Source organism: Halomonas sp. 111 (assembly GCF_052379685.1).
GTDB classification, from domain to species: Bacteria; Pseudomonadota; Gammaproteobacteria; order Pseudomonadales; family Halomonadaceae; genus Vreelandella; species Vreelandella citrativorans.
Window position 1 is genome coordinate 57,833 of record NZ_JBQSYV010000008.1, and the last position, 23,292, is coordinate 81,124.

General features: G+C 53.3%; 21 protein-coding genes and 1 tRNA gene. 15 read left to right on the forward strand and 7 right to left on the reverse strand.

The annotated features are described in order from the left end of the window. Positions 1-223 precede the first annotated feature (223 nt). Together rnt and ACT3T7_RS07830 are read left to right on the forward strand one after the other, a co-directional pair. Positions 224-892, forward strand: a complete 669-nt coding sequence (gene rnt / locus ACT3T7_RS07825; RefSeq protein ID WP_193054355.1) for a ribonuclease T — start codon at positions 224-226, stop codon at positions 890-892. 128 nt (positions 893-1,020) lie between these two features. Continuing rightward, positions 1,021-2,280, forward strand: a complete 1,260-nt coding sequence (locus ACT3T7_RS07830; protein WP_087105555.1) for a 6-phosphofructokinase — start codon at positions 1,021-1,023, stop codon at positions 2,278-2,280. A gap of 83 nt (positions 2,281-2,363) precedes the next feature. On the opposite strand, the gene ACT3T7_RS07835 is transcribed toward ACT3T7_RS07830, so the two are convergent. Further along, positions 2,364-4,082: a bifunctional protein-serine/threonine kinase/phosphatase gene (locus ACT3T7_RS07835; RefSeq protein WP_193054357.1), complete on the reverse strand. Its 1,719-nt coding sequence runs from the start codon at positions 4,080-4,082 to the stop codon at positions 2,364-2,366. Between the two features lie 268 nt (positions 4,083-4,350). Here ACT3T7_RS07835 and ppa point away from each other — a divergent pair, with 268 nt between their 5' ends. From ppa to purH, 8 genes are all read left to right on the forward strand, one after another. Continuing rightward, positions 4,351-4,881 (forward strand): inorganic diphosphatase, encoded by a 531-nt coding sequence (ppa, locus tag ACT3T7_RS07840; RefSeq protein ID WP_087105558.1) that lies wholly within the window; start codon positions 4,351-4,353, stop codon positions 4,879-4,881. Positions 4,882-5,068: 187 nt separating this feature from the next. Further along, entirely contained in the window at positions 5,069-6,949 is a 1,881-nt protein-coding gene (dsbD, locus tag ACT3T7_RS07845) for a protein-disulfide reductase DsbD (protein ID WP_444630593.1), read from the forward strand. Between the two features lie 334 nt (positions 6,950-7,283). Next, positions 7,284-7,751, forward strand: a complete 468-nt coding sequence (gene accB, locus ACT3T7_RS07850; protein WP_172116519.1) for an acetyl-CoA carboxylase biotin carboxyl carrier protein — start codon at positions 7,284-7,286, stop codon at positions 7,749-7,751. A gap of 30 nt (positions 7,752-7,781) precedes the next feature. Next, positions 7,782-9,122 (forward strand): acetyl-CoA carboxylase biotin carboxylase subunit, encoded by a 1,341-nt coding sequence (gene accC / locus ACT3T7_RS07855; protein WP_172116518.1) that lies wholly within the window; start codon positions 7,782-7,784, stop codon positions 9,120-9,122. 104 nt (positions 9,123-9,226) lie between these two features. Further along, positions 9,227-10,138, forward strand: a complete 912-nt coding sequence (gene prmA, locus ACT3T7_RS07860) for a 50S ribosomal protein L11 methyltransferase (RefSeq protein WP_444630594.1) — start codon at positions 9,227-9,229, stop codon at positions 10,136-10,138. An 88-nt stretch (positions 10,139-10,226) separates the two neighbouring features. Next, positions 10,227-11,267: a tRNA dihydrouridine synthase DusB gene (gene dusB, locus ACT3T7_RS07865; RefSeq protein ID WP_441679201.1), complete on the forward strand. Its 1,041-nt coding sequence runs from the start codon at positions 10,227-10,229 to the stop codon at positions 11,265-11,267. Then, positions 11,264-11,587, forward strand: a complete 324-nt coding sequence (gene fis, locus ACT3T7_RS07870; protein ID WP_087105564.1) for a DNA-binding transcriptional regulator Fis — start codon at positions 11,264-11,266, stop codon at positions 11,585-11,587. The genes dusB and fis overlap by 4 nt, the downstream gene beginning before the upstream one ends. 50 nt (positions 11,588-11,637) lie before the next feature. Further along, positions 11,638-13,218, forward strand: a complete 1,581-nt coding sequence (purH, locus tag ACT3T7_RS07875; protein ID WP_444630595.1) for a bifunctional phosphoribosylaminoimidazolecarboxamide formyltransferase/IMP cyclohydrolase — start codon at positions 11,638-11,640, stop codon at positions 13,216-13,218. Between the two features lie 92 nt (positions 13,219-13,310). On the opposite strand, the gene ACT3T7_RS07880 is transcribed toward purH, so the two are convergent. From ACT3T7_RS07880 to ACT3T7_RS07900, 5 genes are all read right to left on the reverse strand, one after another. Beyond that, positions 13,311-14,768, reverse strand: coding sequence for an NAD-dependent succinate-semialdehyde dehydrogenase (locus ACT3T7_RS07880; protein WP_444622019.1), 1,458 nt, complete (start codon positions 14,766-14,768; stop codon positions 13,311-13,313). A 122-nt stretch (positions 14,769-14,890) separates the two neighbouring features. Then, positions 14,891-15,442 (reverse strand): GTP cyclohydrolase I FolE, encoded by a 552-nt coding sequence (gene folE, locus ACT3T7_RS07885; protein WP_087105567.1) that lies wholly within the window; start codon positions 15,440-15,442, stop codon positions 14,891-14,893. A gap of 237 nt (positions 15,443-15,679) precedes the next feature. After that, positions 15,680-16,654 (reverse strand): serine/threonine protein kinase, encoded by a 975-nt coding sequence (locus ACT3T7_RS07890; protein WP_444630596.1) that lies wholly within the window; start codon positions 16,652-16,654, stop codon positions 15,680-15,682. A 199-nt stretch (positions 16,655-16,853) separates the two neighbouring features. Next, complete coding sequence (locus ACT3T7_RS07895; protein ID WP_444630597.1) at positions 16,854-17,483, reverse strand: hypothetical protein; 630 nt, start codon at positions 17,481-17,483, stop codon at positions 16,854-16,856. A gap of 164 nt (positions 17,484-17,647) precedes the next feature. Continuing rightward, a tRNA-Leu gene (locus tag ACT3T7_RS07900) sits at positions 17,648-17,732 on the reverse strand. A gap of 87 nt (positions 17,733-17,819) precedes the next feature. Here ACT3T7_RS07900 and ACT3T7_RS07905 point away from each other — a divergent pair. Further along, on the forward strand, positions 17,820-18,533 hold the full coding sequence (locus ACT3T7_RS07905) for a double zinc ribbon domain-containing protein (protein WP_444630598.1): 714 nt from the start codon (positions 17,820-17,822) through the stop codon (positions 18,531-18,533). Positions 18,534-18,565: 32 nt separating this feature from the next. On the opposite strand, the gene ACT3T7_RS07910 is transcribed toward ACT3T7_RS07905, so the two are convergent. Then, complete coding sequence (locus tag ACT3T7_RS07910) at positions 18,566-19,327, reverse strand: SDR family oxidoreductase (RefSeq protein WP_444630599.1); 762 nt, start codon at positions 19,325-19,327, stop codon at positions 18,566-18,568. A 278-nt stretch (positions 19,328-19,605) separates the two neighbouring features. Between ACT3T7_RS07910 and ACT3T7_RS07915 the strand changes: the two genes are divergently transcribed. The 4 genes from ACT3T7_RS07915 to ACT3T7_RS07930 all read left to right on the forward strand — a co-directional run bounded on the left by ACT3T7_RS07915 (position 19,606) and on the right by ACT3T7_RS07930 (position 23,238). Next, the gene (locus ACT3T7_RS07915; RefSeq protein WP_444630600.1) at positions 19,606-20,112 is read left to right on the forward strand and encodes an FxsA family protein; all 507 of its coding nucleotides are present in this window, start codon (positions 19,606-19,608) and stop codon (positions 20,110-20,112) included. A gap of 233 nt (positions 20,113-20,345) precedes the next feature. Continuing rightward, entirely contained in the window at positions 20,346-20,639 is a 294-nt protein-coding gene (locus ACT3T7_RS07920; protein ID WP_018916005.1) for a co-chaperone GroES, read from the forward strand. A 58-nt stretch (positions 20,640-20,697) separates the two neighbouring features. Further along, on the forward strand, positions 20,698-22,341 hold the full coding sequence (gene groL, locus ACT3T7_RS07925) for a chaperonin GroEL (protein WP_192526487.1): 1,644 nt from the start codon (positions 20,698-20,700) through the stop codon (positions 22,339-22,341). A gap of 159 nt (positions 22,342-22,500) precedes the next feature. After that, positions 22,501-23,238: an RNA methyltransferase gene (locus tag ACT3T7_RS07930; protein ID WP_444630601.1), complete on the forward strand. Its 738-nt coding sequence runs from the start codon at positions 22,501-22,503 to the stop codon at positions 23,236-23,238. The last annotated feature ends 54 nt before the right edge of the window (positions 23,239-23,292 follow it).

The window sequence follows — 23,292 nt, forward strand, 5'->3', positions numbered from 1 at the left end:
TATAAAACCGTTTATAAAAACCACGTGTGTGAAACGACGCTCACCAGCGAATACGGCGCCTTTAAGCGCACAACATATCAAAGTAAACGCCAAGTATAGCGTTCTCTATGGCTAGCGAATACCGTCAGCGACGCCTTATACAGAAAGCTGCTAGAATCACACCATCCAGGAGGCGGCTTACCGCCCATTTTTGACGATTACTCGCTGTACTAAGGAGAGCTGCATGAGCGAGGCAATTGCCCGCGAATTAATGGCCCAACGTTTTCGCAGTTATCTGCCGGTTGTCATTGATTTAGAAACGGGCGGCTTCAATGCCCACAGTGATGCCGTGCTTGAAATTGCAGCCGTCACGCTCACCATGGACCCGGAAGGAAACCTACTGCCTGATGCGACCTACGCTTATCACATTCAACCCTTTGAAGGGGCCAATGTTGAACAGTCAGCGCTGGACTTTACCGGTATCAATCTGGATGACCCACTACGCCGCCAGGTAGCGCTCAGCGAAACAGAAGCGCTGGGTGAAATTTTCCGCCCTATACGCAAATCTATAAAAGCCCATGGATGTTCGCGCGCCATTTTAGTCGGCCACAATGCGGCGTTTGATCAGGGGTTTCTTAACGCTGCTGCTAATCGCTGCAACGTTAAACGTAATCCGTTCCACCCTTTCTCAAGTTTTGACACCGCGACGCTGGCAGGCCTTGTTTACGGCCAAACCGTACTGGCCCGAGCCTGCCGTGCAGCCGGTATCGAATTTGACAATAAAGCAGCACACTCAGCACGCTACGATACCGAACGCACGGCGGAGTTATTCTGCGCCATGGTTAACCGTTATAAAGACTTGGGCGGATGGCGCCTGGCCCAACGAGAGCAGGACATGGACGACGGTGAATAACCCGTTGGCTGGATGCAGTGACGTGGGCTTTACGCTAAACTTCGCCACTTTACATGCACCGTTGATGAAGGCGTTCAACGCTTTCTGTGTGCTTTATTTTTTCGCTTTTCAAAAGATGAGACGTTTCAATGGCTCAGTATAATGCCTTTTACGCCCAGTCAGGCGGCGTTACCGCCGTTATTAACGCCAGCGCCTGCGGCGTTATCGAAGCATGCCGACAAGCTCCCGAACAAATTGGCAAGGTATACGCGGGCCATAACGGCATTATTGGCGCATTAACCGAAGACCTCATTGATGTTACTCAGGAAAGCGACGAAGCGATTGCCGCATTACGCTATACGCCCGGCGGTGCATTCGGTTCTTGCCGCTACAAGCTAAAAGATATCGATACCCATCGCACTCAGTACGAGCGTTTAATTGAGGTATTTAAGGCACATAACATTCGCTACTTCTTCTATAACGGTGGTGGCGACAGTGCCGACACTTGCCTGAAGATCTCTCAACTTTCAGAAAAGCTGGGCTATCCGCTAACCGCTATTCACGTGCCTAAAACCGTGGATAATGACCTGCCGATTACCGATAACAGCCCAGGTTTTGGTAGCGTTGCCAAATATATTGCCACCTCTACCCGTGAAGCCTCTCTCGATATCGCCTCCATGTGCGCAACATCGACCAAAGTCTTCGTGCTTGAAGTGATGGGACGCCATGCTGGCTGGATTGCAGCGGCGGGCGGATTAGCCGGTGAAGGCGAAGGTGAACCGCCTCACTTGATTATTTTCCCCGAGATCGCCTTCAACCGTAAAGCCGTCATGGCGCGGGTTGAGGAAAGCGTGAAACAGAACGGCTACTGCGTCATCGTGGTATCAGAAGGCGCTCGTTATGAAGACGGCACCTTCCTGGCCGATGCAGGCAATACCGATGCCTTTGGTCATCGCCAGTTGGGTGGTGTTGCGCCTACGCTTGCCGGCATGATCAAGCAAGACCTGGGCTACAAGTATCACTGGGCCGTCGCTGACTACTTACAGCGTGCAGCTCGCCACCTGGCCTCGAAAACAGACGTTGAACAAGCCTATGCGGTTGGCCGTGAAGCTGTGACGCTCGCGCTGGCAGGCAAGAACTCGATGATGCCCGCGATTCGCCGTATTTCTCAATCACCCTATCAGTGGGATGTTATTTCCGCGCCGTTGGCCCAGATTGCCAACCAGGAAAAGTTCATGCCGCGCGATTTTATCAGCGAAAGCGGCTTTGCGATTACCCAGGCATGCCGTGATTACCTCTCACCGTTGATTCAAGGCGAAGACTTCCCGCCCTTTGAGAACGGCTTGCCCAAAGTGGCTAAGCTGAAACTTGCCAAAGTGGACCAAAAACTCCCCACGTTTACGCTATAAGGTGCCACCCCTTTCGGTGTTGCCAACGGCGGTAACCAAAACGGGCGATGATTATCTCATCGCCCGTTTTTTTAGCTAGCACATCACCTTAATAGCCACGAAAGTACCAATAGCAGCAGCAACACACCGGCGACGCCTTGCCAGAAATGACGACGTGGCTCCTGGCGAGTGTCCTCTTGAACAGGCAAACGGCCTAGCGGAACTCGCAGTGCATGCAGAAACTCTGACTGACGCCTAAAGCGCAGCGCACGCTGTGGGTCCAATGCACGCCGTAAGGCATCATCCAGCTCTTGGGTAATTTCCGGGTTATGAGTTCGCGAGCTGCGATAGCTAAGTTCTTCTAAATCCGTATGACTGCGCAACTTGTTCGGGGTAAGTTGGTAAGGTAGCTCTCCGGTTAACAGCCAGTAGACGGTTGAAGCGAGGGAGTACTGATCGCTGCGACGGCCAATGCTATCTTCCAATGCATACTCAGGTGCGGTGTGTTCGTTAAAACCAATTTGGCGCAACAACTCACCTGAATGCCGGTGACCGTCGACCTCACGCATATGGCACGCGCTAAAATCGTTGAGCATCAGCTTACCGTGGCTATCAATTAAAATATTATCCGGCGTAATCTGCTGATGAATAATGTCGCGGTGGTGCAGCGCCTGCACGGCCTTACCCAGCTGGTTTGCGATATCCAAGCGCTGGACAAGGCTGGCCTGAGGATGCCGCTCGGCCCACTGGCGCAACGTGTCCCCTTCAACATGCTGCATCAAGTAGTAAAGATAGCGGCGTGGTCTTGAGGGCTTTACGACCTTAGCGATAAAAGGCGAATTAACCCGCTCAACGATCCACTGCTGAAGCAGGAAATGCTCCAGATAGGCATTACGGAGCGATAGCTCAGGGCTTGGCGCCTTCATTGCCATTTCACGCTCGGTATGCACGTCTCTTACCCGATAGACACGAGACTGCGCATTACGCGACAGTACTTCTATTACTTCCAACCCATCAAGCCGCTCGCCTGGCGCAAGTTCAGGCGGAATCGGCAAATCACCGTAAATCAGCCCCGGGTCGTCCGGTGACTCTTCCGGCAACTCATCAATACGCACCAATTGAAAGCAAAATTGATCCCCTCCGTAGCCTCGCTCTTGAGCGCGCTGCTTAGCTTCACTGGCCAGGCGTTCGCAAGCGGCATCAAGGTCACTGGCATCCTGGCGAATCAAGCGTACATAGTCGGAAGGCAACAGCGTACCGCGCACGCCACGCGTGGTGAACAGAAAAATATCGCCCTGTTTAAGGCCCAGATGGGTATAGTCGATGTCCACACTGCCATCCATTCCCAGCGCCCGGGAAGGATAGTGGTAGCCACCAATATCGGTCACATGGTCTCGCGTCAGCTGCTCAAACTCAGCGCCTCGCAAGCGAAACACCAGCGTGTCCCCCATATGAAACAGGTGCGCTTCGCACTTACGAAAGACAACCACCGACATTGAGGAAACAAAGCCACCCTCTTTTACATGCTGGCTTTGGCTGTAACACCAGCTATTGAGTGCACGTAGCACGCGTGTTGCTGACGTTTTAGTGTCCCAATGGTCAGGCGTAGAAAAGTAATCCGCTAGAAAGCCACGCACACTTAAATCACCCGCCTGTTTGGCCAGCGTATTGCGCGACACAGAGTCGCTGATAACGGCGCAGCCCCCTTTGACCTTTAATAGCGGTGCATCAGGGAAACGCACCGACATGGAGCTGCGATGCAAACGTCGGTCAGGCGCAACAAACGCTTGACCATAACTGATCAGCAACTGGGCATGCCCCACTCATCCTCCTTGGCGAACCGCTCAACAGAATTTCATGACAAAACTTCATGGTCGCTATAATACACGCAACGGCTTTACTGCGATGCCCACCAAACGTCGCGACCACTGCGATAAAAGCAAATTACCGCTACCATTAAGCGATAGCGTCGGCGCTGCGCCCATGTTGCATTGGCAATCGCCCAGCCATCTTCGTATAATTCCCGACTATTCGTGCAACGCATCAATTGCTTAGCCACTGCAACACCCAAGAACTTCTAAGGACTCAACGATGAACTTCGATAACATCCCAGCTGGAAAGGATTTGCCGAACGATATTTACGTGGCGATCGAGATTCCTGCGAACCACTCGCCTATCAAATACGAAATTGATAAAGATATGGGCGCACTATTGGTTGATCGTTTTATGGCGACCCCAATGTTCTACCCCGCCAACTACGGCTTTATCCCCCATACGCTGGCTGATGATGGCGATGCACTCGACGCCTTAGTAGTAACACCGCACCCGGTAGCGCCTGGCAGCATTATTCGTGCGCGCCCCATCGGCATCCTGAACATGACCGATGAAGCAGGTGAAGATGCCAAGCTGGTATGCGTGCCGCACCCCAAACTCAGCACGCTTTATGATGACGTACAGGAAGTTACCGACCTACCCGAGCTTCTGCGTCAGCAAATCGCCCACTTCTTTGAAAACTACAAAGACCTTGAAAAAGGCAAGTGGGTAAAAGTTGAGTCCTGGGAAGGCGTTGAAGCAGCGCGTAAAGCTATTGAAAAATCAGCGGCCGCTTACCAAAAGGCGTAAGTGAACTAAACGCGCTGTTTTGTCTCTATTAAGAAGGCCGCCAATAGGCGGCCTTCTTATTACACCCACTAGCCATTTTTTTATCACTGCGCGCGGATCTTTCACAAGCTCTACCAAGCGCTCGTTCCATATTATGCGCCATGTTAATGCGGGTGCTTTTCAGCCATATCGCCGTTAAGGATGTATCGTGTTATCCGTCAAACGATTAGGTTTATTCTGGCTACTCTGCTGGCTACCATTATTCGCCCACGCACAATGGTTTTCATCCAGCAGCAACGATCAGTTTCTGCCCGTAATGGAGGCATTTCAGCCTACCGCTTGGCACGATGGCGAAACACTTTATATCGGCATTCAAAGTGCTGAAGGCTATTACCTTTACCGACATCAGTTTGACGTTAAAAGCCAAACGCCTTCTGTGGCACTGGGTAGCCCTGCTCTACCCGAAGGCACCTTTACCAATGACGAATTTATGGGCGATGTCTACACCTTTCGCGACATACTGGTGTTTGAGACACCGCTTGAACACGTTTATTCAGGCCCCATCGACATTGAGCTTACCTTTCAAGGCTGCGCCGATGCCGGGCTTTGCTACCCACCTGAACAGGTACCGCTACAGGCCGCTGAGTCACAGCCGCCTGCTCAATATGCCCAATGGTTAGCCGAAAACAGCCCCTCATCAACAGACATTGCCGCGCCTGCCCAAGCGACTACCAGCGCTGGGTCGGAAAACCTCAACACTTCTCGTCAAGCGCTGAACACACCGCAAAGTGCCGACAGCCGCTTTAGCGCCTTGCTAAGCGAGGCAAGCCTGCCGCTGGCCTTGGGGCTTTTCTTTATTGCCGGGCTGGGTTTAACATTTACGCCCTGCGTTTTACCCATGATTCCCATTCTTTCCTCGATCATCGTTGGTCAGAACCCGACTAAACCGCGTGCGTTTGTTCTTTCGGCAAGCTATGTGTTGGGCATGGCAACGACCTACGCCGTTGTCGGTGTCTTAATGGGGCTTTTTGGGGCAGGCCTAAACTTGCAGGCCCGCCTCCAGTCGGCGCCTGTATTAATAGCGTTTGGATTACTTTTCACGCTGTTTGCGCTCGCCATGTTTGGCGCCTTCGAGTTACGTTTCTCGTCACGCATGACCCACCGCATCGAGGCGTGGCAAGCTCGGGCGCAACGCAGTGGCCCGGGAGGGCTCGCCTTGGCAGGCGCGCTTTCGGTACTGGTGGTATCGCCCTGCGTTACCGCGCCGCTTGCCGGTGCGTTGGTCTTTATTTCCTCTACCGGCGACGCTGCTATTGGGGGCGCGGTTCTTTTTGCGCTGGGTCTTGGCATGGGGTTGCCGCTGCTACTGGTCGGCACGCTGGGCGTTACCCTACTGCCGCGAACAGGCGCCTGGATGAACGGCGTTAAAACCGGCTTTGGTTTATTGCTGCTGGGTGTGGCCATTTGGATGATCGAGCGTCTTGTAGCCGGGCCTGTAGGACTCTTGCTCTGGGCAGCACTGGCGATAGGCAGCGCGCTGGCGCTGGGCGCGTTACGTCTGAACCCACCGTTAGGTTGGTCGCGTGCGCGACAAACGCTGGGATTGATGCTGCTTGCCTGGGGGGTTGCCCTCGTTTTGGGCGCAGCTCAGGGCAATAATAACCCGCTTCAACCGCTGCACTTTTCCCATAGCGCTACAGCCACTCAAGAAACGGCACTTGATTTTGTAACCGTGGATAGCCTGGATGAACTACGCTCAGCTCTTGCTCAGGCAGACAGTGCCCATCAACCCGCCTTTGTCCACTTCACCGCTGACTGGTGTATTTCATGCAAAGTGATGGAGCGTGAAGTTTATCCAGACCCACGTGTTATTGAGGCGTTGGAAGGCTTCACGCTAATTGCCGTCGATGTCACCGATACGACCCCTGAAAGTAGACAGCTACTTAACCAGTACCAGCTTTTTGGGCCGCCCAGCCTGCTGTTCTTTGATCAAGGTGCAGAAATACGCCCAGCGCGGATCCAAGGGGAGGTCACCGCCAATGCGCTTGCAGAGCATCTTTCATCCTTAAAACAGTGGCTATTAAGCTAAAAGCCTGAACTTTATTTGTACCTTGGGGGCAATTGTTGAGTACCGATAACAGCATGCTCTTCGCTAAACGGTAAAGATAGCCATCAAGGCATACCGCGTTTTATGCCTCGGCTCTGCACTGGACTAGCGCTGGACATGTTCCGCTTTTTTCGGCAAACTCCGCCTCCACATTAGTTAAATGCTCGATTTTTAAGCTGTTAGAGGGGTAACGTTCGCCATCATGCTGCGTTCTCTTCTTTTCTTAACTTGGTTTACTGCGCGCTAAATATTGCGATACTTAAGCGTTATCACTAGCGTGTTAGGCAGCAACCTTCATCTATCTACGGGGCCCAATATGGATATTCGCAAAGTAAAAAAACTGATCGAACTGCTCGAAGAATCCAACATTAGCGAAATTGAAATTCAGGAGGGCGAAGAGTCAGTACGCATCAGCCGTCATCCTAACGGTGCTACCTGGCAGCCCCAGCCAATGCCCCAGTATTCCCAACCTTTTGCAGCGCCTGCACCGGCTCCTGCAGCACCTACAGCGCCCAGCGTTGACGCGGAGCCTGCCAGCGCAAGCTTCCGCGGTGAAGCCGTTAACTCTCCGATGGTGGGCACCTTCTACCGCAGCCCGGCACCGGGTGCAAAATCGTTTGTTGAAGTAGGCGACACCGTTAAGCAAGGCGACACGGTATGTATCGTTGAAGCGATGAAAATGATGAATCAGATTGAAGCTGATCGCGACGGCGTGGTTGAAGCCATCCTGGTGGAAGATGGTGAGCCGGTGGAATTTGATCAACCCATGATCGTCCTCGCTTAATCTTTCACATCAACACGGGTGGACTCTCCCATGCTGGACAAGGTACTTATCGCGAACCGCGGCGAGATAGCCCTACGTATTCTACGGGCATGTAAAGAGCTGGGCATCAAAACCGTCGCCGTACACTCCAAGGCTGACCGCGAGCTGATGCACGTACGCTTGGCGGATGAGGCAGTGTGCATTGGCCCGGCCTCTTCGGCCCAGTCGTACTTGAATATTCCCGCGCTGATTAGCGCTGCCGAAGTGACCGACTCAAGCGCCATTCATCCCGGCTATGGCTTTTTGTCTGAAAATGCCAATTTTGCCGAGCAGGTTGAGCGCTCCGGCTTTACCTTTATTGGTCCGCGCGCTGAAACCATTCGCTTAATGGGCGACAAAGTGAGCGCCATTGAAGCCATGAAGAAGGCGGGCGTGCCTACCGTACCTGGCTCTGATGGCCCCTTGGGCGATGATGAGGCCGCAAGCCTGGCGGCTGGCGTGCGTATAGGCTATCCCGTTATTATCAAGGCAGCAGCTGGTGGCGGTGGTCGTGGCATGCGGGTCGTGCATTCAGAAGACCAGTTACTGTCCGCCATTAGCATTACCCAAAACGAAGCCCAGGCAGCGTTTGGCGATGGCACGGTTTACATGGAAAAATTCCTTGAGAAACCGCGCCATGTGGAAGTACAAGTTCTGGCCGATGGTCAGGGCAATGCGATCCACCTCTATGACCGCGACTGCTCTTTGCAACGCCGCCATCAAAAAGTACTTGAAGAAGCGCCTGCCCCCGGCCTCGACCCGAAAGCACGTGCCGACGTACTGGAAGCGTGCCGCCAGGCCTGTATTGAAATTAACTACCGCGGCGCCGGTACGTTCGAGTTCCTGTACGAAGATGGCAAGTTCTTCTTTATCGAGATGAACACACGTGTTCAGGTTGAGCATCCGGTAACGGAAATGGTCACCGGCGTGGATATCGTCAAAGAACAGCTGCGTATTGCGTCAGGCTTGCCACTGTCGATTCGCCAGGAAGACGTTAAGCTTAACGGCCACGCGTTTGAATGTCGGATCAACGCGGAAGACTCACGCACGTTCATGCCATCACCAGGCAAAGTGACGCTGTATCACGCCCCTGGCGGCTTGGGCGTGCGCATGGATTCTCACCTGTATACAGGCTATACCGTTCCGCCACACTACGACTCACTGATTGGCAAGCTGATCACCTGGGGCGAGGATCGTGAGATCGCGTTAACGCGCATGCGTAATGCGCTGGATGAGCTGCTGGTCGAAGGTATCAAAACCAATATTGACCTACAGAAAGACCTGGTGCGCGATAGCCAATTCCGCCAGGGCGGTGTCAACATTCACTATCTAGAAAAGAAACTTGCCGGCTAAACGCTCCATGTGCCAAGCAAGCATTTCATAGTGTTGCCGAGTAATACCCAACGGGGTGGCCAAGCCCACCCCGTTATCGATTATGCCTACCGCGGAGACTCCCCATGCCTTGGCTGCAACTCAAAGCCCACGTAGCGCCTGAACAGGCTGAACTTCTGGAAGAGCTACTGCTTGAAGAGGGAGCTACCGCCATTGGGCTTCAGGATGCCCATGACGACCCCGTTTTTGAGCCAGAACGCGGCACCACGCCGCTTTGGCAGGACACCATTCTGACCGGCCTGTACGATGATTTGGAGGGCGTGGAAAGCATGCTGGCCCGCATCGAAAGCGCTTGGGCGCAACAAATGCCCGATGAATCCTGCCCCACCATTGAGTATGAGCTGCTGGCCGACCGCGACTGGGAACGCGAGTGGATGGATGACTTCAAACCGCTCCAGATGGGCCAGCGCTTATGGATTGTTCCTAGTTGGCATACGCCGCCTGAATCAGGCGCAGTCAATCTAATTTTAGACCCAGGCTTAGCCTTCGGCACTGGCACTCATCCCACGACTGCGCTGTGCCTTGAATGGCTTGATCAGTTAGCGGTTGATGGCACGCTTGGCGACAAGAACGTGCTGGATATTGGCTGCGGCTCGGGCATTCTCGCCATTGCAGCGCTTAAGCTAGGTGCTCAGCACGCCGATGGCACGGATATTGACCCTCAGGCGCTGCAGGCTAGCCGCGATAACGCCGTACGCAATCATATTGCAGAGCAAAATCTCGCGCTCTATTATCCGGAGCAGTTAACAGGCGGCCCTTACCCGATTGTCACTGCGAATATTTTAGCCGGCCCCCTGGTGGAGTTGGCGCCAACGATTGCGGGACATGTCGCGCCGAAGGGGCTTCTTGCGCTGTCAGGTATTCTTGCCAACCAGGCCCAGGACGTACTTAAGGCCTACGAAGCAGAAGGCATAATGATGGACGAACCGGTTATTCGTGAAGGCTGGGTGAGGCTAACAGGCCATCGACCCGGTTAATCTTCGAAACAGCCTTCATTCCGCTTCCGAGTAGGCGTATCATACGCCCCCCTGAACGCCTACTCGCTTATCCAGCAGCGCAAACTCCATGACATTAGCCACGCAACAATCGACATCTATCGGCCCTTACAGCTTGCCCAATCAGGTCATACTGGCGCCGATGGCAGGCGTGACCGACCGCCCTTTTCGCCAGCTTTGCCGGCGGCTGGGCGCTGGCTGGGTAGTAGGCGAAATGGTCACCTCAGACCCCAGCCTGTGGCATACCCGAAAGTCCCAACTGCGGATGGACCATACGGGTGAGCCCGACCCACGGGTCGTGCAAATTGCCGGTGGCGACGCCCAGATGCTTGCCCAGGCGGCACGGCTTAACGTCGAACTGGGCGCCCAGATTATCGATATCAATATGGGCTGCCCGGCAAAGAAGGTCTGCAACAAGGCGGCTGGCTCAGCGCTACTGCGCGATGAGGCCTTGGTAGCCGATATTTTAGATGCGGTGGTCAAGGCGGTGGATGTGCCGGTTACCTTGAAAATCCGTACCGGCTGGTGCGCTGAATCCAACAATGGCGTGAGAATTGCTCGGTTGGCAGAAGATGCAGGCATTCAGGCACTCGCTGTTCATGGCCGACATCGCGAACAGCGCTATACTGGTTGGGCAGAGTACGACACGATCGCCGATATCAAATCGTGTCTGTCCATCCCAGTGATTGCCAATGGTGATATTACAAGTCCTGAAAAAGCAGCCGATGTCCTACGCTATACCGGCGCGAATGCGGTAATGATTGGACGTGGCGCCCAGGGTAATCCTTGGATTTTCAAGCAAATAACCCATTATCTACAGCATGGCGAGCAGTTGGCTTTGCCAAGCCTGGAGGAGCGTCGTCACGTGCTGGCCGGGCATGTAGCGGCGCTGCACGCCTTTTATGGCGACACGATGGGTGTACGCATTGCGCGCAAGCATATTGGCTGGTATCTCGAAAGTGATCTGCGCTTTTGCGATACAAAGCGCCGCGAGCTAAAACAGCAATTCAATGCGTTGGCATCACCTGAAACACAATTTGATTGGATTAACGACGCCATGGCGTTTGACGCAGACAAGCGTCTATTAGCCAAAGGAACCCATGCTGCATGAACGAACGCGATCTTCTTTCTAGCGAGTTACCCTCGCGACTAGCGGGTACGCTCGCTGACCCAGCGGCAAGCGCCCCGCCGCAGCCGTTAAGAGAGGCCGTGGAGTCTGCCATGCGCCGCTACTTCGAGCATCTCGATGGCAGTCAGGCCACCGACCTGTACGCCATGGTGATGGCCGAAGTAGAAGCGCCGCTGCTGGCCTGCGTGCTGGAGCATACCGAAGGCAACCAGACACGCGCCGCTGATGTACTGGGATTAAACCGCGGTACGCTGCGCAAGAAACTCAAGATTTACGGTCTTATCGAAGGTGACGCCCCATAACCATGGGGCGTTGTTGTTTTTATTGTTCCACTCTGCACACGAGCTTATTCATGGTTGATAGTACCGCTACTCCTGTTCGCCGCGCGCTGTTAAGCGTGTCCGATAAAACGGGTATTGTTGAGTTTGCCCGCAGCCTTACCGAGCGCGGCATTGAGCTACTGTCCACGGGCGGCACCTTCCGCTTGTTACAGGAAAACGCCATCCCGGTCACCGAAGTATCCGAACATACGGGCTTCCCTGAGATCATGGATGGCCGAGTGAAAACGCTGCATCCTAAAATTCACGGCGGTATTCTGGCGCGCCGTGGTCAGGATGACGCGGTAATGGCTGACAACGATATCACCCCGATTGATATGGTCGTGGTTAATCTCTACCCGTTTGCAGCCACCGTTGCCAAACCTGATTGCAGCCTGGAAGACGCCATCGAAAATATCGATATTGGCGGCCCCACCATGGTCCGTGCCTGCGCTAAAAACCACGCGTACACCACCATCGTAGTTAACGCCGACGACTACACGCGCGTGCTTGAAGAACTGGCCGCCAATGATGGCCAGGTGAGCACCGCCACACGCTTTGACCTTGCGGTTAAAGCGTTTGAGCACACCGCGGGCTACGACGGCGCTATTGCCGAGTACTTGGGCCGTAAAGTCAGCGAGAGCGATGCCACCTTCGCGCGTACCTTTAATCTTCAGTTGCATAAAAAGCAGGACATGCGCTACGGCGAAAATCCGCATCAGCAGGCTGCCTTTTACGTTGACCCTACGGCATCTGAACCCAGTGTTGCGACAGCCTCTATACTGCAAGGCAAACCGCTTTCGTTTAACAATGTTGCCGATACCGATGCGGCTTTTGAGTGCGTCAAGGCGTTTGATGAAACGGCGTGCGTGATTGTTAAACACGCTAACCCCTGTGGCGTTGCCATCGGCTCTACGGCGCTTGAGGCTTATGACAAAGCGTTTGCAACCGACCCTACCAGTGCTTTCGGCGGCATTATTGCCTTCAACACACCACTTGAAGCCGATACCGCGCGAGCAATTGTTGACCGTCAGTTTGTTGAGGTCATTATTGCACCCGGGGTGAGCGATGAGGCCGTTGCGATTATCGCTGAAAAGAAAAACGTCCGCCTGCTGGATGTCAGCGCTCATTGGCCTGGCAACCTCCAGCCCGCCTTTGATTTCAAGCGGGTTAACGGAGGTTTGCTGGTACAAGAGCGCGATCAGGGCATGGTGACTCGCGACGAGCTTACTGTGGTCAGCGAGCGTGCACCTTCAGAACAGGAGCTGCGAGATTTGGCGTTCGCATGGCGCGTTGCCAAGTTCGTCAAATCCAATGCCATTGTGTATGCCAAAGCCGGCCAAACCATTGGCGTGGGCGCAGGCCAGATGAGCCGCGTGTACTCCGCTAAAATTGCGGGCATTAAAGCGGCCGACGAAAACCTTTCTGTACCTGGTTCCGTTATGGCGTCTGATGCCTTCTTCCCCTTCCGTGATGGCATTGATGCCGCCGCCGCTGCGGGCATTACCGCCGTTATTCAGCCTGGTGGTTCCATGCGCGACCAGGAAGTGATTGATGCTGCCAACGAAGCGGGCATTGCCATGGTCTTCACCGGGATGCGCCACTTCCGTCACTAAGCTGTGCTTTAGCGCTAGCACCATAAAAACCTCGCAAGCACTGCTTGCGAGGTTTTTTTATGAATATAACGCTCAGAATGCCTTAACCGACACTAGCCAAGGTCAATGCATAAATACTTGGTTTCCAGGTACTCCTCCAGCCCTTGATGACCACCTTCACGGCCAAGCCCTGACGCCTTGACACCACCAAACGGCGCCGACGCATTGGAAATAGCCCCGGTATTAATGCCCACCATGCCGTATTCAAGCGCGTCAGCCACGCGCCATACACGAGCAAGATCGCTGGAGTAGAAATAGGACGCCAGCCCATACTGCGTATCATTGGCCATTTCGATAGCGGTCTCTTCGTCGTCGAACGGGAACACCGCCGCTAGCGGGCCAAACGTCTCTTCCTGAGCAACCTTCATGCTGGCATCGGCAAAGCTGATTAACGTAGGCGTGAAGAAGTTACCGCCTAACGGATGCGGATGACCGCCCAGCAGCAACTCAGCACCTTTATCAATAGCGTCCTGAACGTGTTCGCTGACTTTCTTGACCCCATTTTCATCAATGAGCGGGCCAATATTGTTGCCTGGCTGAGCACCATCGCCAACATGCAGCTCACTGTTCATGGCAACCGCGAGCTTTTCGCAAAACGCGTTAATCACACTAGACTGAACTAAAAACCGATTGGTGCAAATGCACGTTTGGCCTGCATTGCGGAACTTGGCTGCCATCGCGCCCTCAACGGCGGCATCAAGGTCAGCATCTTCAAAAACGATAAACGGCGCGTTTCCGCCCAGCTCAAGCGATATTTTTTGCACATGCTGCGCCGCTTTTTCCATCAGCGTCCGGCCTACTTCCGTAGAGCCAGTAAAGGTGATTTTGCGCACCTTGGGCGACTGGGTTAGCGCTTCAGCAATGTCAGCGGCGCTGCCTGGCACCACATTAAAGACGCCGCGGGGTATCCCTGCTCGCTCAGCCAATAGCGCCAGCGCCGTTGCCGAGAAAGGCGTTTGGCTAGCGGGCTTAACGATAATGGTACAACCTGCTGCTAGCGCTGCACCTGCTTTACGCGTGATCATCGCTGCGGGGAAATTCCACGGAGTAATCGCTCCTACAACGCCCACCGGCTGTTTGGTTACCACAATACGCTGGTTGGCTTTTGCTGCAGGAATGGTCTCGCCATATACACGCCGCGCCTCTTCGGCAAACCAGCGCAGAAAGCTGGCGGCGTAAGCAATTTCGCCCTCAGCCTCTTTAACCGGTTTACCCTGCTCATAGGTCATCAGCAGTGCAAGGTCGTGCTGATGCTCAAGCATCAGATCATGCCACTTAAGCAACATGTCGGCCCGCTCTTGAGCGGTCAATGCCCGCCAGGCAGGCAAAGCGGCATCAGCAGCGTCAATGGCACGCTCGGTTTCCGCTTTACCTAATCGCGGCATATCCCCCACCGGTTTGCCTGTGGCGGGGTTAATAACGTTAATTTGTTCTCCACTTTCAGCCGCTACCCAACTGCCGTCGATATAGGCAAAGGGGCAATACAGCTGTGTCTCTTTTAGCGCTTCCATGACAGACTCCTGGCCAAAGGATGGCCCTGTGGGCTCATATTTACGCTTTCATGCTAAGACGAAACGGCGTATTTAACCAAGTGTTTGGCAAATATGGTCATCCTGGCCGTGGAGAAATTCGTTTAGTTAATAAGCGTTAGAAATTCCTGGCGCGTCGCGGGGTTGTCACGGAATCCACCCAGCATTACCGATGATGACATGCTCGAATTCTGCTTCTCAACACCGCGCATCATCATGCATAAATGGCGCGCCTCAACGACAACCGCCACCCCTTTCGCACCGGTTACCTGCTGGACGGCATCGGCAATTTCACGGGTCAGGTTTTCCTGAATCTGCATACGCCGCGCATACATATCAACGATGCGCGCAAATTTGGAAAGCCCTAACACCTTGCCATCAGGTAAGTAGGCAATATGACACTTGCCAATAAACGGCAATAAGTGATGCTCACACATTGAGTAAAGCTCAATGTTTTTTACTAACACCATTTCATCGGTCTTCGATTCAAACACCGCGCCGTTGATAATCTCTTCCAGCGACTGCTGATAGCCCGCGTTTAAAAACTGCATGGCTTTGGCTGCACGCTTTGGTGTATCCCGCAGCCCTTCGCGGTCCGGGTTTTCGCCAAGGGCGGTAATAATTTGGCGATAGTGCTGGGCGATATCGTCGGTCATAGTCATTCTCATTAAAGCGGTGCCCGCTCACTCGCTCGTTATTGCTTTATCAAGTAACCAGCACGCAAGCAAAACAACCTTACAAAACAATGCCCAAGCATACAGAAACCACTAAACGTACCAAAGGCGATTTATGCACTTATTTTAACGTACCTGGCCACTCGGTGGCAGCGTCGCAACGACTTTTAAGGCGCTGAACGTATAATTTTTACGACAACAGAGGGGTCAAAAGATCTATTAAGCTAACCAAACAGGACGCTCAAGCTGTAAACACTGCTGTTCTAACTGACGGATATGCTGATCCCAGTAGCCGCTATCTGCCATCCAGGGAAAGGCACGCGGAAACGCCGGATCGTCCCAGCGCGAAACCAACCAGGCGCTATGCCGAATCAAGCGATAAGCCCTTAGCGGCTCAATGAGCGACATCTGCTCATGAGGAAACGGTAGTGACTCCTCATAGCCTTCACTAATCTCACTTAGCTGCGCCCGCCAGCCATTCGGCTCATCAGTGGGCAGCAACATCCATATATCCTGTATGGCGGGCGCCATCGCACAGTCATCAAAATCGACCAGGGAAAAATGCTCATCTCGGCCCAATACGTTCCCTAAATGACAATCACCGTGGCAACGTATTAACGATGCTGGGTCCAACGCCTTGGGCGCCAACCGATCCTGTAGCTTTCGAATCACCGCGTCATATGCCCGAAGCTGAAACTTGTCGAGCCATTGGCTGCCCACAACGCGCTGCCGTGCCTCTTCTATACCGCTTTCCAGCTCCAAACGCGGGCGGTGTTGAAATGCCTTGCGCTGCGATACGTTATGCAGCTGGCCTAACACTTCGCCCAGCGCAAAGAGGTGTTCAGGATTATCAAGCTCAGGCGCCTGGCCTGCACACTGGGGGAAAAGAGCAAAGCGAAACGCTGCGTAATGATGCAATGACTGCCCCGCGCTATTACGCCAGGGTGCGACAACCGACACCCCGGCCTCGCTTAATTCCTGTAAAAAATCATGCTCCTCTTGAATCGCAGCATCCGACCAGCGCTCGGGACGGTAAAACTTGATTACCCAGTGACGAGCATCATCATCACGAAACATCAATACACGGTTTTCATAACTGTTGAGCGCAAAAGGCTCGCCTGCGGGCCAAACACCAACCGATTCGGCCGCCGACATAACCGTGTCGGGCGAAAGCGCACTAAAAGGATGTGACATGGATCGCTCCTGCATAACGGGGCGCCTATCTTATCAACTATTGCATGGAAACGTTCTGACGAACGCCCCACTATCGATGCACTGAGCCTTTGCTTTTAGTGCACCTTCTTCGGGGAACGCCCGGAGGAAAAAGGTACGAAGATAACAACGCATAGCTTTAAACCGTGCAGCCTGGAGAAATTTACATGACAAAAGCAGGCTAATCTGATTTATGTATTTCTATATTTTGTGCCCAACTTAAGACACGTTTACGATCCCGCCTGCTATTCATACGACGTGTATCCACGCCACAAGGGTTGAGCTGCCGAGCGGGCTCAGCCGAAATATCAAGATGAAAATGGCGTGCGGCGCCAACCGGCATGTCTTCTGAGCCATAGATGGCAATCACCCGAATTTCAAGCTGAGGTTTCTGCTGTTTAATGGTGTCTTCTTTTAAATCCCAGTGCTGAAGGAGCCGCTTCAGGATCCTGTCAAATGACTGAATATGAATGTAATCACCTGAATTAAGCGGGCCCTGGTGGGTACGGAAAGCGGCTTCATGCTCTTCATCGCCCTGCTGTTGGTATTCAACAATATCGAGCTCGTAATCTCTTTCCTGGGCATGTAGCACAGCCACCAGGTGCTGAATATAGATAGCCTCATTGCTCATATTACTTATTAAGCACAAGGCCTCCAGCCCAACGCCCTTACCCCGGTTAATAATAATTCGCGGACGTCGCTGCCGAACATAGCCGTTATAAAGAAGCTGAGCATAGAAAACCCAAACAAACAGGGTAAGGACGCTGGCAATAGCAGAAATTGCCTGGGCGTGCTCATTGAGCCATCCCATGATTGAGATCCTTCTCAAAGCAATAATGAAATATCAAGCTAGCGCAACCGCGAGCAAAAGTCAGGCGGGCAGGAAGGAGGATAGCGAAAAATAGACACAAAAAAATCGGCAAGCAGATGCTGGCCGATTGATATTTAAGCAATAACTATGAGATAACAAGTAATTGGTGCGGATGGGGAGACTCGAACTCCCACACCTTACGGCACTAGAACCTAAATCTAGCGTGTCTACCAATTCCACCACATCCGCAGAAGACGAGACGTATATTATATATATGCGGTGCAAAAGTCAACGCCATCATCCAACATAATTATTCAAAAGCATTCCAGGAGCAGTATGCGTTTAAGGTCAACGTGGCAGCAAGCGGCCCATAAGGAACTTCAAAAGGCATTGCCGGGCTACTGCGCCTTTTGTTTAATGCCAGCGGGTCGAGGCTTAGGCTGGTGCCAAACTTGTTTTACTGAATTACCCTGGAACGTTTCAAGTTGCGAACAATGTGCCGAGCCCCTGGATCATCCAGCACAACGACGCTGTGGGCACTGCTTGCTTGATCCGCCCCTGGTCACTCACGCCCATGCTGCTTTGCTTTTTCAAGCATCGATTAAAGAGCTGCTGCACGATTTCAAATTCAAGGCATCTCCTCGTGCTGGGATGCTGCTGGTAGAGCTTATGCTGGCGAGCATACCCGACGACCCAGGCACTGCCTTGGTAGCAGTCCCCATGCATCGCAAACGAGCACGCGAGCGAGGGTTCAATCAAGCGCGATGGTTGGCGGAGCAACTGGCAAAGCGTACAGGCCTTGTCGTGCTGGAAGCTCAATGCAATAAGCTGGTCGCTTCCCAACGTAGCTTAAACCGACACGAACGGGCGGCTAATTTACACGGAGCCTTCTCAATCAAAGCACCACTTCCAGCACATATAACGCTGATTGATGATGTAATCACTACCGGTGCGACCATCAATGCATTAGCGAACGTTGCCCAACAAGCAGGTGCCTCACGCATCAATAGCTGGGCAGTCGCCAGGACGCCGCTGGGCACTAGAGGATGATGCAAAAAAGCCAAGTGATAGCTCAGGCGATACTAAAGCCGCAAGCCGCCATCGCACTCAATAATACGCGCGCTAAAATAGTCGTTATCAAATATAAACGCGACACTTTTGGCAATATCATCCGGCTCCCCCAAGTGCTTTAACGGCACGCTTGAAGAGATCCGCTCTAACATATCAGGGCGCATGGACGCCGTCATTTCGGTCGCAATAAACCCAGGTGCCACAGTGCCGGTGCGGATACCATAGCGCGCAAGCTCTTTACCCCACGTGACGGTTAACGCATGAACGCCCGCCTTGGCGGCGGCATAGTTGCTTTGCCCCGCATTGCCAGCCCGGGAAATACTCGAAATATTGACAATCGCCCCTTCATGTCCGGCCTTGATTATCTGTGTTGCCGCTTCACGGCCGCATAGAAATACACCGGTTAGATTAACATTGAGGACTTTCTGCCAACTCTCTAGCGACATGCGCTTTTCGACCTGGCCATCACGTGCTTTTACCAGCAAGGCATCTTCGGTAATACCCGCATTATTAACGCAACCACTGATGGCACCCATGCGTTTCGCAATATCATCAAACGCCGTGATGACTGACGACTCATCGGCAACATTGACGACAAACGCTTCGGCGTGAATGCCTTGTGACTTAAGGGTTGAGACCGCTTGGTCCAACGCTTCAGCACTCCTATCAAGCAGTGCAAGCGCGGCACCTTGCTGGCCCAAACGCTCTGCAATGGCATAGCCTAATCCCCGCGCCCCGCCCGTTACTGCAATGACTTTATCGGTTAACTGCATCCGTTACTCCTTTAGAAGGACTGTTGTTGAATAGCTGATTTTTCGATGACGAACCTTCTGCCTTGAGTTCATGCTTTACGTCCAAGGCTGCTCTTTGCTGCGCAGACCTTTCACTGCCCAACATTCTGCACTGCAGCAATGTAAGCTGCATTCAAAATTCGAGCTTATCCAGGAGCGCCCCCTTGTCAGTAAAGGGCTTTCCGGCAAAGACCTGCGGGCGCTTGTTTTTTACATATTTGACACAATAATGAGCGATTACGCCTGTTACGGAGTCCACCATGCCTATTCTTGTTTTTATTTCCTTGTTTACCTTACTCGATTTTATTTTGCTATTTTCGATTGGCAGTCAAATAGGCTTATTAACCACCCTACTGCTCGTACTGGCAACCGGTGTTATCGGTCTTCATCTTATTCGTAAAGAGGGCGTGGCCACCTTTTCCCGCGCCCGCCAGCGCATGCAAGCAGGAGAGCTACCTTCCAGCGAGCTCCTAACCGGCGCGGCACTTATATTCGGCGGCGCTTTACTGATGGCGCCCGGCTTTCTCTCCGACCTGTTGGGCATCGCTTGCTTGCTCCCCACTGCCCGACAGCTTATGTACAACGCATTAATGTGGCTGGGTTTAAAAACCAGAGTGAATAGCGAGCAAGGAGAATCTACCAAAACACATCGTCATGAAGGCACGGCTTACCATGAAAATAGCCACTCCAATGCTAATACCTCACATAAAGAGGCTCCCTTGGAGGGCGATTTTATTAGCCGTGATGAAACTACCCGGCGACGCTAGCCTGCATTAGCAAAAAAAATCCAACAAAAGACACTTTTTTCACTGCCACCCCCTTGAAAGGGCTACTGAAGCCCCCACTTTTGAACCAGCATACAAATTCGGTGGCGATGGTGACATTGCCACCATTAACAACGAAGGTCGCGAACCTTCATTTCTCGATGGGATATCCCCGAGAATCTTGTTTTAGCTATCTGCCCTATATGGGCCTTGACGATACTCAGGAGAACGTGAGCATGAAAATCCGTCCTTTGCACGATCGCGTCGTTGTTCGTCGCGTGGAAGAAGAACAGAAAACTGCTGGTGGCATCGTGCTTCCAGGTAATGCACAAGAAAAGCCCACGCGTGGCGAAGTTCTTGCAGTAGGCAACGGTCGCATTCTCGATAACGGCGAAGTACGTCCGCTAGACGTTAAAGTTGGCGACAGCGTCATTTTCAAAGATGGTTTCGGCGTTGAGAAGCAAAAAATCGACGGTGAAGAAGTCTTGATCATGAGCGAAGCCGACATCCTGGCGGTCGTTGAAGGCTAATCACCGCCTCGACTACTTACTTTCACCTTTTGTAATTCAATTTTAGGAAGTAACGAACATGGCAGCTAAACAAGTTAAGTTTTCTGACGACGCACGCAAACGTATGGCGCGTGGTATTGACGTCCTGGCCAACGCGGTAAAAGTTACCCTGGGCCCGAAAGGTCGTAACGTTGTGCTCGACAAATCCTTTGGTGCGCCGACCGTCACTAAAGACGGTGTATCGGTTGCCAAAGAGATCGAACTGAAAGACAAGTTCGAAAACATGGGCGCACAAATGGTGAAAGAAGTTGCGTCCAAAACTTCTGACGCCGCGGGCGACGGTACTACGACAGCTACCGTACTGGCTCAAGCCATTGTTGCAGAAGGCCTGAAAGGCGTAACGGCTGGCATGAACCCGATGGACCTTAAGCGCGGCATCGACCAAGCGGTTACTGCAGCGGTTAAAGAAATCCAGGCAATGTCTGTACCCTGCACCGACACCAAGTCTATCGCTCAGGTAGGTACTATCTCTGCCAACGGCGACAAGCGCATCGGCGAGATCATCGCTGAAGCGATGGAAAAAGTCGGTAAAGAAGGCGTTATCACTGTCGATGAAGGCCGTGGCTTCGAAGACGAGCTGGAAGTCGTAGAAGGTATGCAGTTTGACCGTGGCTACCTCTCTCCCTACTTCGTTACCAACCAGGACACCATGGCGGTTGAACTTGAAGATCCTTACATCCTGCTAGTGGATAAGAAGATCTCCAACATTCGCGAACTGCTCCCGGTACTGGAAGCCGTTGCCAAGCAAGGCAAACCGCTTGCCATCATCGCTGAAGACATCGAAGGCGAAGCGCTGGCAACGTTGGTTGTGAACAACATGCGCGGCATCGTTAAAGTAGCAGCGGCCAAGGCACCTGGCTTCGGCGACCGTCGTAAAGCCATGCTGCAGGATATCGCCATCCTGACTAACGGCACCGTTATCTCTGAAGAAGTTGGCCTGACACTTGAGCAAGCGACCCTGGATCACCTGGGTACCGCCAAGCGCATGACCATGTCCAAAGAGAACACCACCATCATCGATGGCGCTGGTGCAGAGAACGATATCGAAGCACGCGTTAACCAGATCCGCGCGCAAATCGAAGACACCTCTTCTGATTACGACAAAGAGAAGCTGCAAGAGCGCGTTGCCAAACTGGCAGGCGGTGTTGCCGTTATCCGCGTTGGCGCTGCTACCGAAGTAGAGATGAAAGAGAAGAAAGCTCGCGTTGAAGACGCGCTGCACTCTACTCGCGCTGCTGTAGAAGAAGGTGTTGTACCTGGCGGCGGCACTGCACTGGTTCGCGTAATGGCCAAAGTACAGGGCTTGACTGGCGATAACGAAGATCAGAACCACGGTATCAACATGGCGCTGCGCGCTATGCAGTCTCCGCTGCGTCAGATCGTTACCAACGCCGGTGAAGAAGCCGCTGTTGTGATCAACCGCGTTAAAGACGGCGAAGGTAACTTCGGCTACAACGCTCAAACGGGTGAGTACGGCGACCTGTTCGAAATGGGTGTTCTTGACCCAGCAAAAGTAACCCGTACTGCGCTGCAGTCTGCTGGTTCCGTTGCTGGTCTGATGATCACCACCGAGTGCATGATCGCTGACGATCCGGAAGAGAAAGAAGCTGCACCGGATATGGGTGGCATGGGCGGAATGGGTGGCATGGGCGGCATGATGTAATGCACCCCTGAGCCTACCGCTCTGACGCCTAGCGTCACCAAGAACCCCGCCTTTGCGGGGTTCTTGCCGTTTAACGCCTGCGTAATGCCCACGCGTACCCGGCGTTAAAGCGTGCTACCATCAGCGCCTTTATTAGGCAGCTTTTAGGTCATCATTACCGTGCTTTCCAATATTCGCATTGTACTCGTGCAAACCTTTCATCCTGGCAACATAGGCGCCGCCGCTCGCGCCATGAAAACCATGGGGCTAACCCACCTGGTACTGGTTAACCCACGAAGCTTCCCTGATGAAGAGGCCACCCGATTGGCAGCGGGCGCGACGGATGTGCTGGAAAACGCCCGCATGGTTACTAGCCTTGAAGAAGCGGTGCAGGATTGCGTGCAAGTAATTGGCGCAAGCGCCAGATTACGCAGCCTGCCACTTCCCCACTTTGATGAGCCGGATGAAATGGCCGAACAGGTTATTTTAAACGCAGCCAATGCCCCCGTCGCACTCGTTTTTGGCCGTGAGCGTTCGGGCTTAACCAATGGCGAGATTCGCTGCTGCACGCATCAAGTCAGCATACCGGCCAACCCTGAATACGGCATTTTAAACCTTTCTCAAGCCGTACAGATCCTCGCCTACGAAACCCACCGCGCTTGGCGAAAACGCTCTGGTAACGACTTCACTTACCAGCGCCCTCTTGACGCCACCCCACCCAGCCGCGAGCAGTTTGTGCATTTCCAGGACCACTTGGGCCGCTTGATGCAGCAAAGTGGTTTTCTTACCCAGCCGCATGCGCGCACCGAAGAGCAGCTTCAGGCGCTCTTTGCACGCGCCCAGCCAAGCCGAAAAGAGCTTTCTCTGTTGCGCGGGTTATTAAGCGCCTTTGAAGCTCACTTCCCGAAGCAGCCATAAGCGCTAAAACCAACAAGGGCAGCCATTGGCTGCCCTTGTTGTGACTGCTATTAC

What these genes read in the sequence shown, in the direction of transcription:
- ppa (WP_087105558.1), top strand. Translation starts at nt 4,351, where the DNA reads ATGAACTTCGATAACATCCCAGCTGGAAAGGATTTGCCGAACGATATT.
- ACT3T7_RS07905 (WP_444630598.1), top strand. Translation starts at nt 17,820, where the DNA reads ATGCGTTTAAGGTCAACGTGGCAGCAAGCGGCCCATAAGGAACTTCAA.
- ACT3T7_RS07920 (WP_018916005.1), top strand. Translation starts at nt 20,346, where the DNA reads ATGAAAATCCGTCCTTTGCACGATCGCGTCGTTGTTCGTCGCGTGGAA.
- rnt (WP_193054355.1), top strand. Translation starts at nt 224, where the DNA reads ATGAGCGAGGCAATTGCCCGCGAATTAATGGCCCAACGTTTTCGCAGT.
- ACT3T7_RS07910 (WP_444630599.1), bottom strand. Translation starts at nt 19,327, where the DNA reads ATGCAGTTAACCGATAAAGTCATTGCAGTAACGGGCGGGGCGCGGGGA.
- ACT3T7_RS07915 (WP_444630600.1), top strand. Translation starts at nt 19,606, where the DNA reads ATGCCTATTCTTGTTTTTATTTCCTTGTTTACCTTACTCGATTTTATT.
- dusB (WP_441679201.1), top strand. Translation starts at nt 10,227, where the DNA reads ATGACATTAGCCACGCAACAATCGACATCTATCGGCCCTTACAGCTTG.
- purH (WP_444630595.1), top strand. Translation starts at nt 11,638, where the DNA reads ATGGTTGATAGTACCGCTACTCCTGTTCGCCGCGCGCTGTTAAGCGTG.
- ACT3T7_RS07890 (WP_444630596.1), bottom strand. Translation starts at nt 16,654, where the DNA reads ATGTCACATCCTTTTAGTGCGCTTTCGCCCGACACGGTTATGTCGGCG.
- ACT3T7_RS07895 (WP_444630597.1), bottom strand. Translation starts at nt 17,483, where the DNA reads ATGGGATGGCTCAATGAGCACGCCCAGGCAATTTCTGCTATTGCCAGC.
- prmA (WP_444630594.1), top strand. Translation starts at nt 9,227, where the DNA reads ATGCCTTGGCTGCAACTCAAAGCCCACGTAGCGCCTGAACAGGCTGAA.
- accB (WP_172116519.1), top strand. Translation starts at nt 7,284, where the DNA reads ATGGATATTCGCAAAGTAAAAAAACTGATCGAACTGCTCGAAGAATCC.
- groL (WP_192526487.1), top strand. Translation starts at nt 20,698, where the DNA reads ATGGCAGCTAAACAAGTTAAGTTTTCTGACGACGCACGCAAACGTATG.
- ACT3T7_RS07880 (WP_444622019.1), bottom strand. Translation starts at nt 14,768, where the DNA reads ATGGAAGCGCTAAAAGAGACACAGCTGTATTGCCCCTTTGCCTATATC.
- ACT3T7_RS07830 (WP_087105555.1), top strand. Translation starts at nt 1,021, where the DNA reads ATGGCTCAGTATAATGCCTTTTACGCCCAGTCAGGCGGCGTTACCGCC.
- folE (WP_087105567.1), bottom strand. Translation starts at nt 15,442, where the DNA reads ATGACCGACGATATCGCCCAGCACTATCGCCAAATTATTACCGCCCTT.
- fis (WP_087105564.1), top strand. Translation starts at nt 11,264, where the DNA reads ATGAACGAACGCGATCTTCTTTCTAGCGAGTTACCCTCGCGACTAGCG.
- accC (WP_172116518.1), top strand. Translation starts at nt 7,782, where the DNA reads ATGCTGGACAAGGTACTTATCGCGAACCGCGGCGAGATAGCCCTACGT.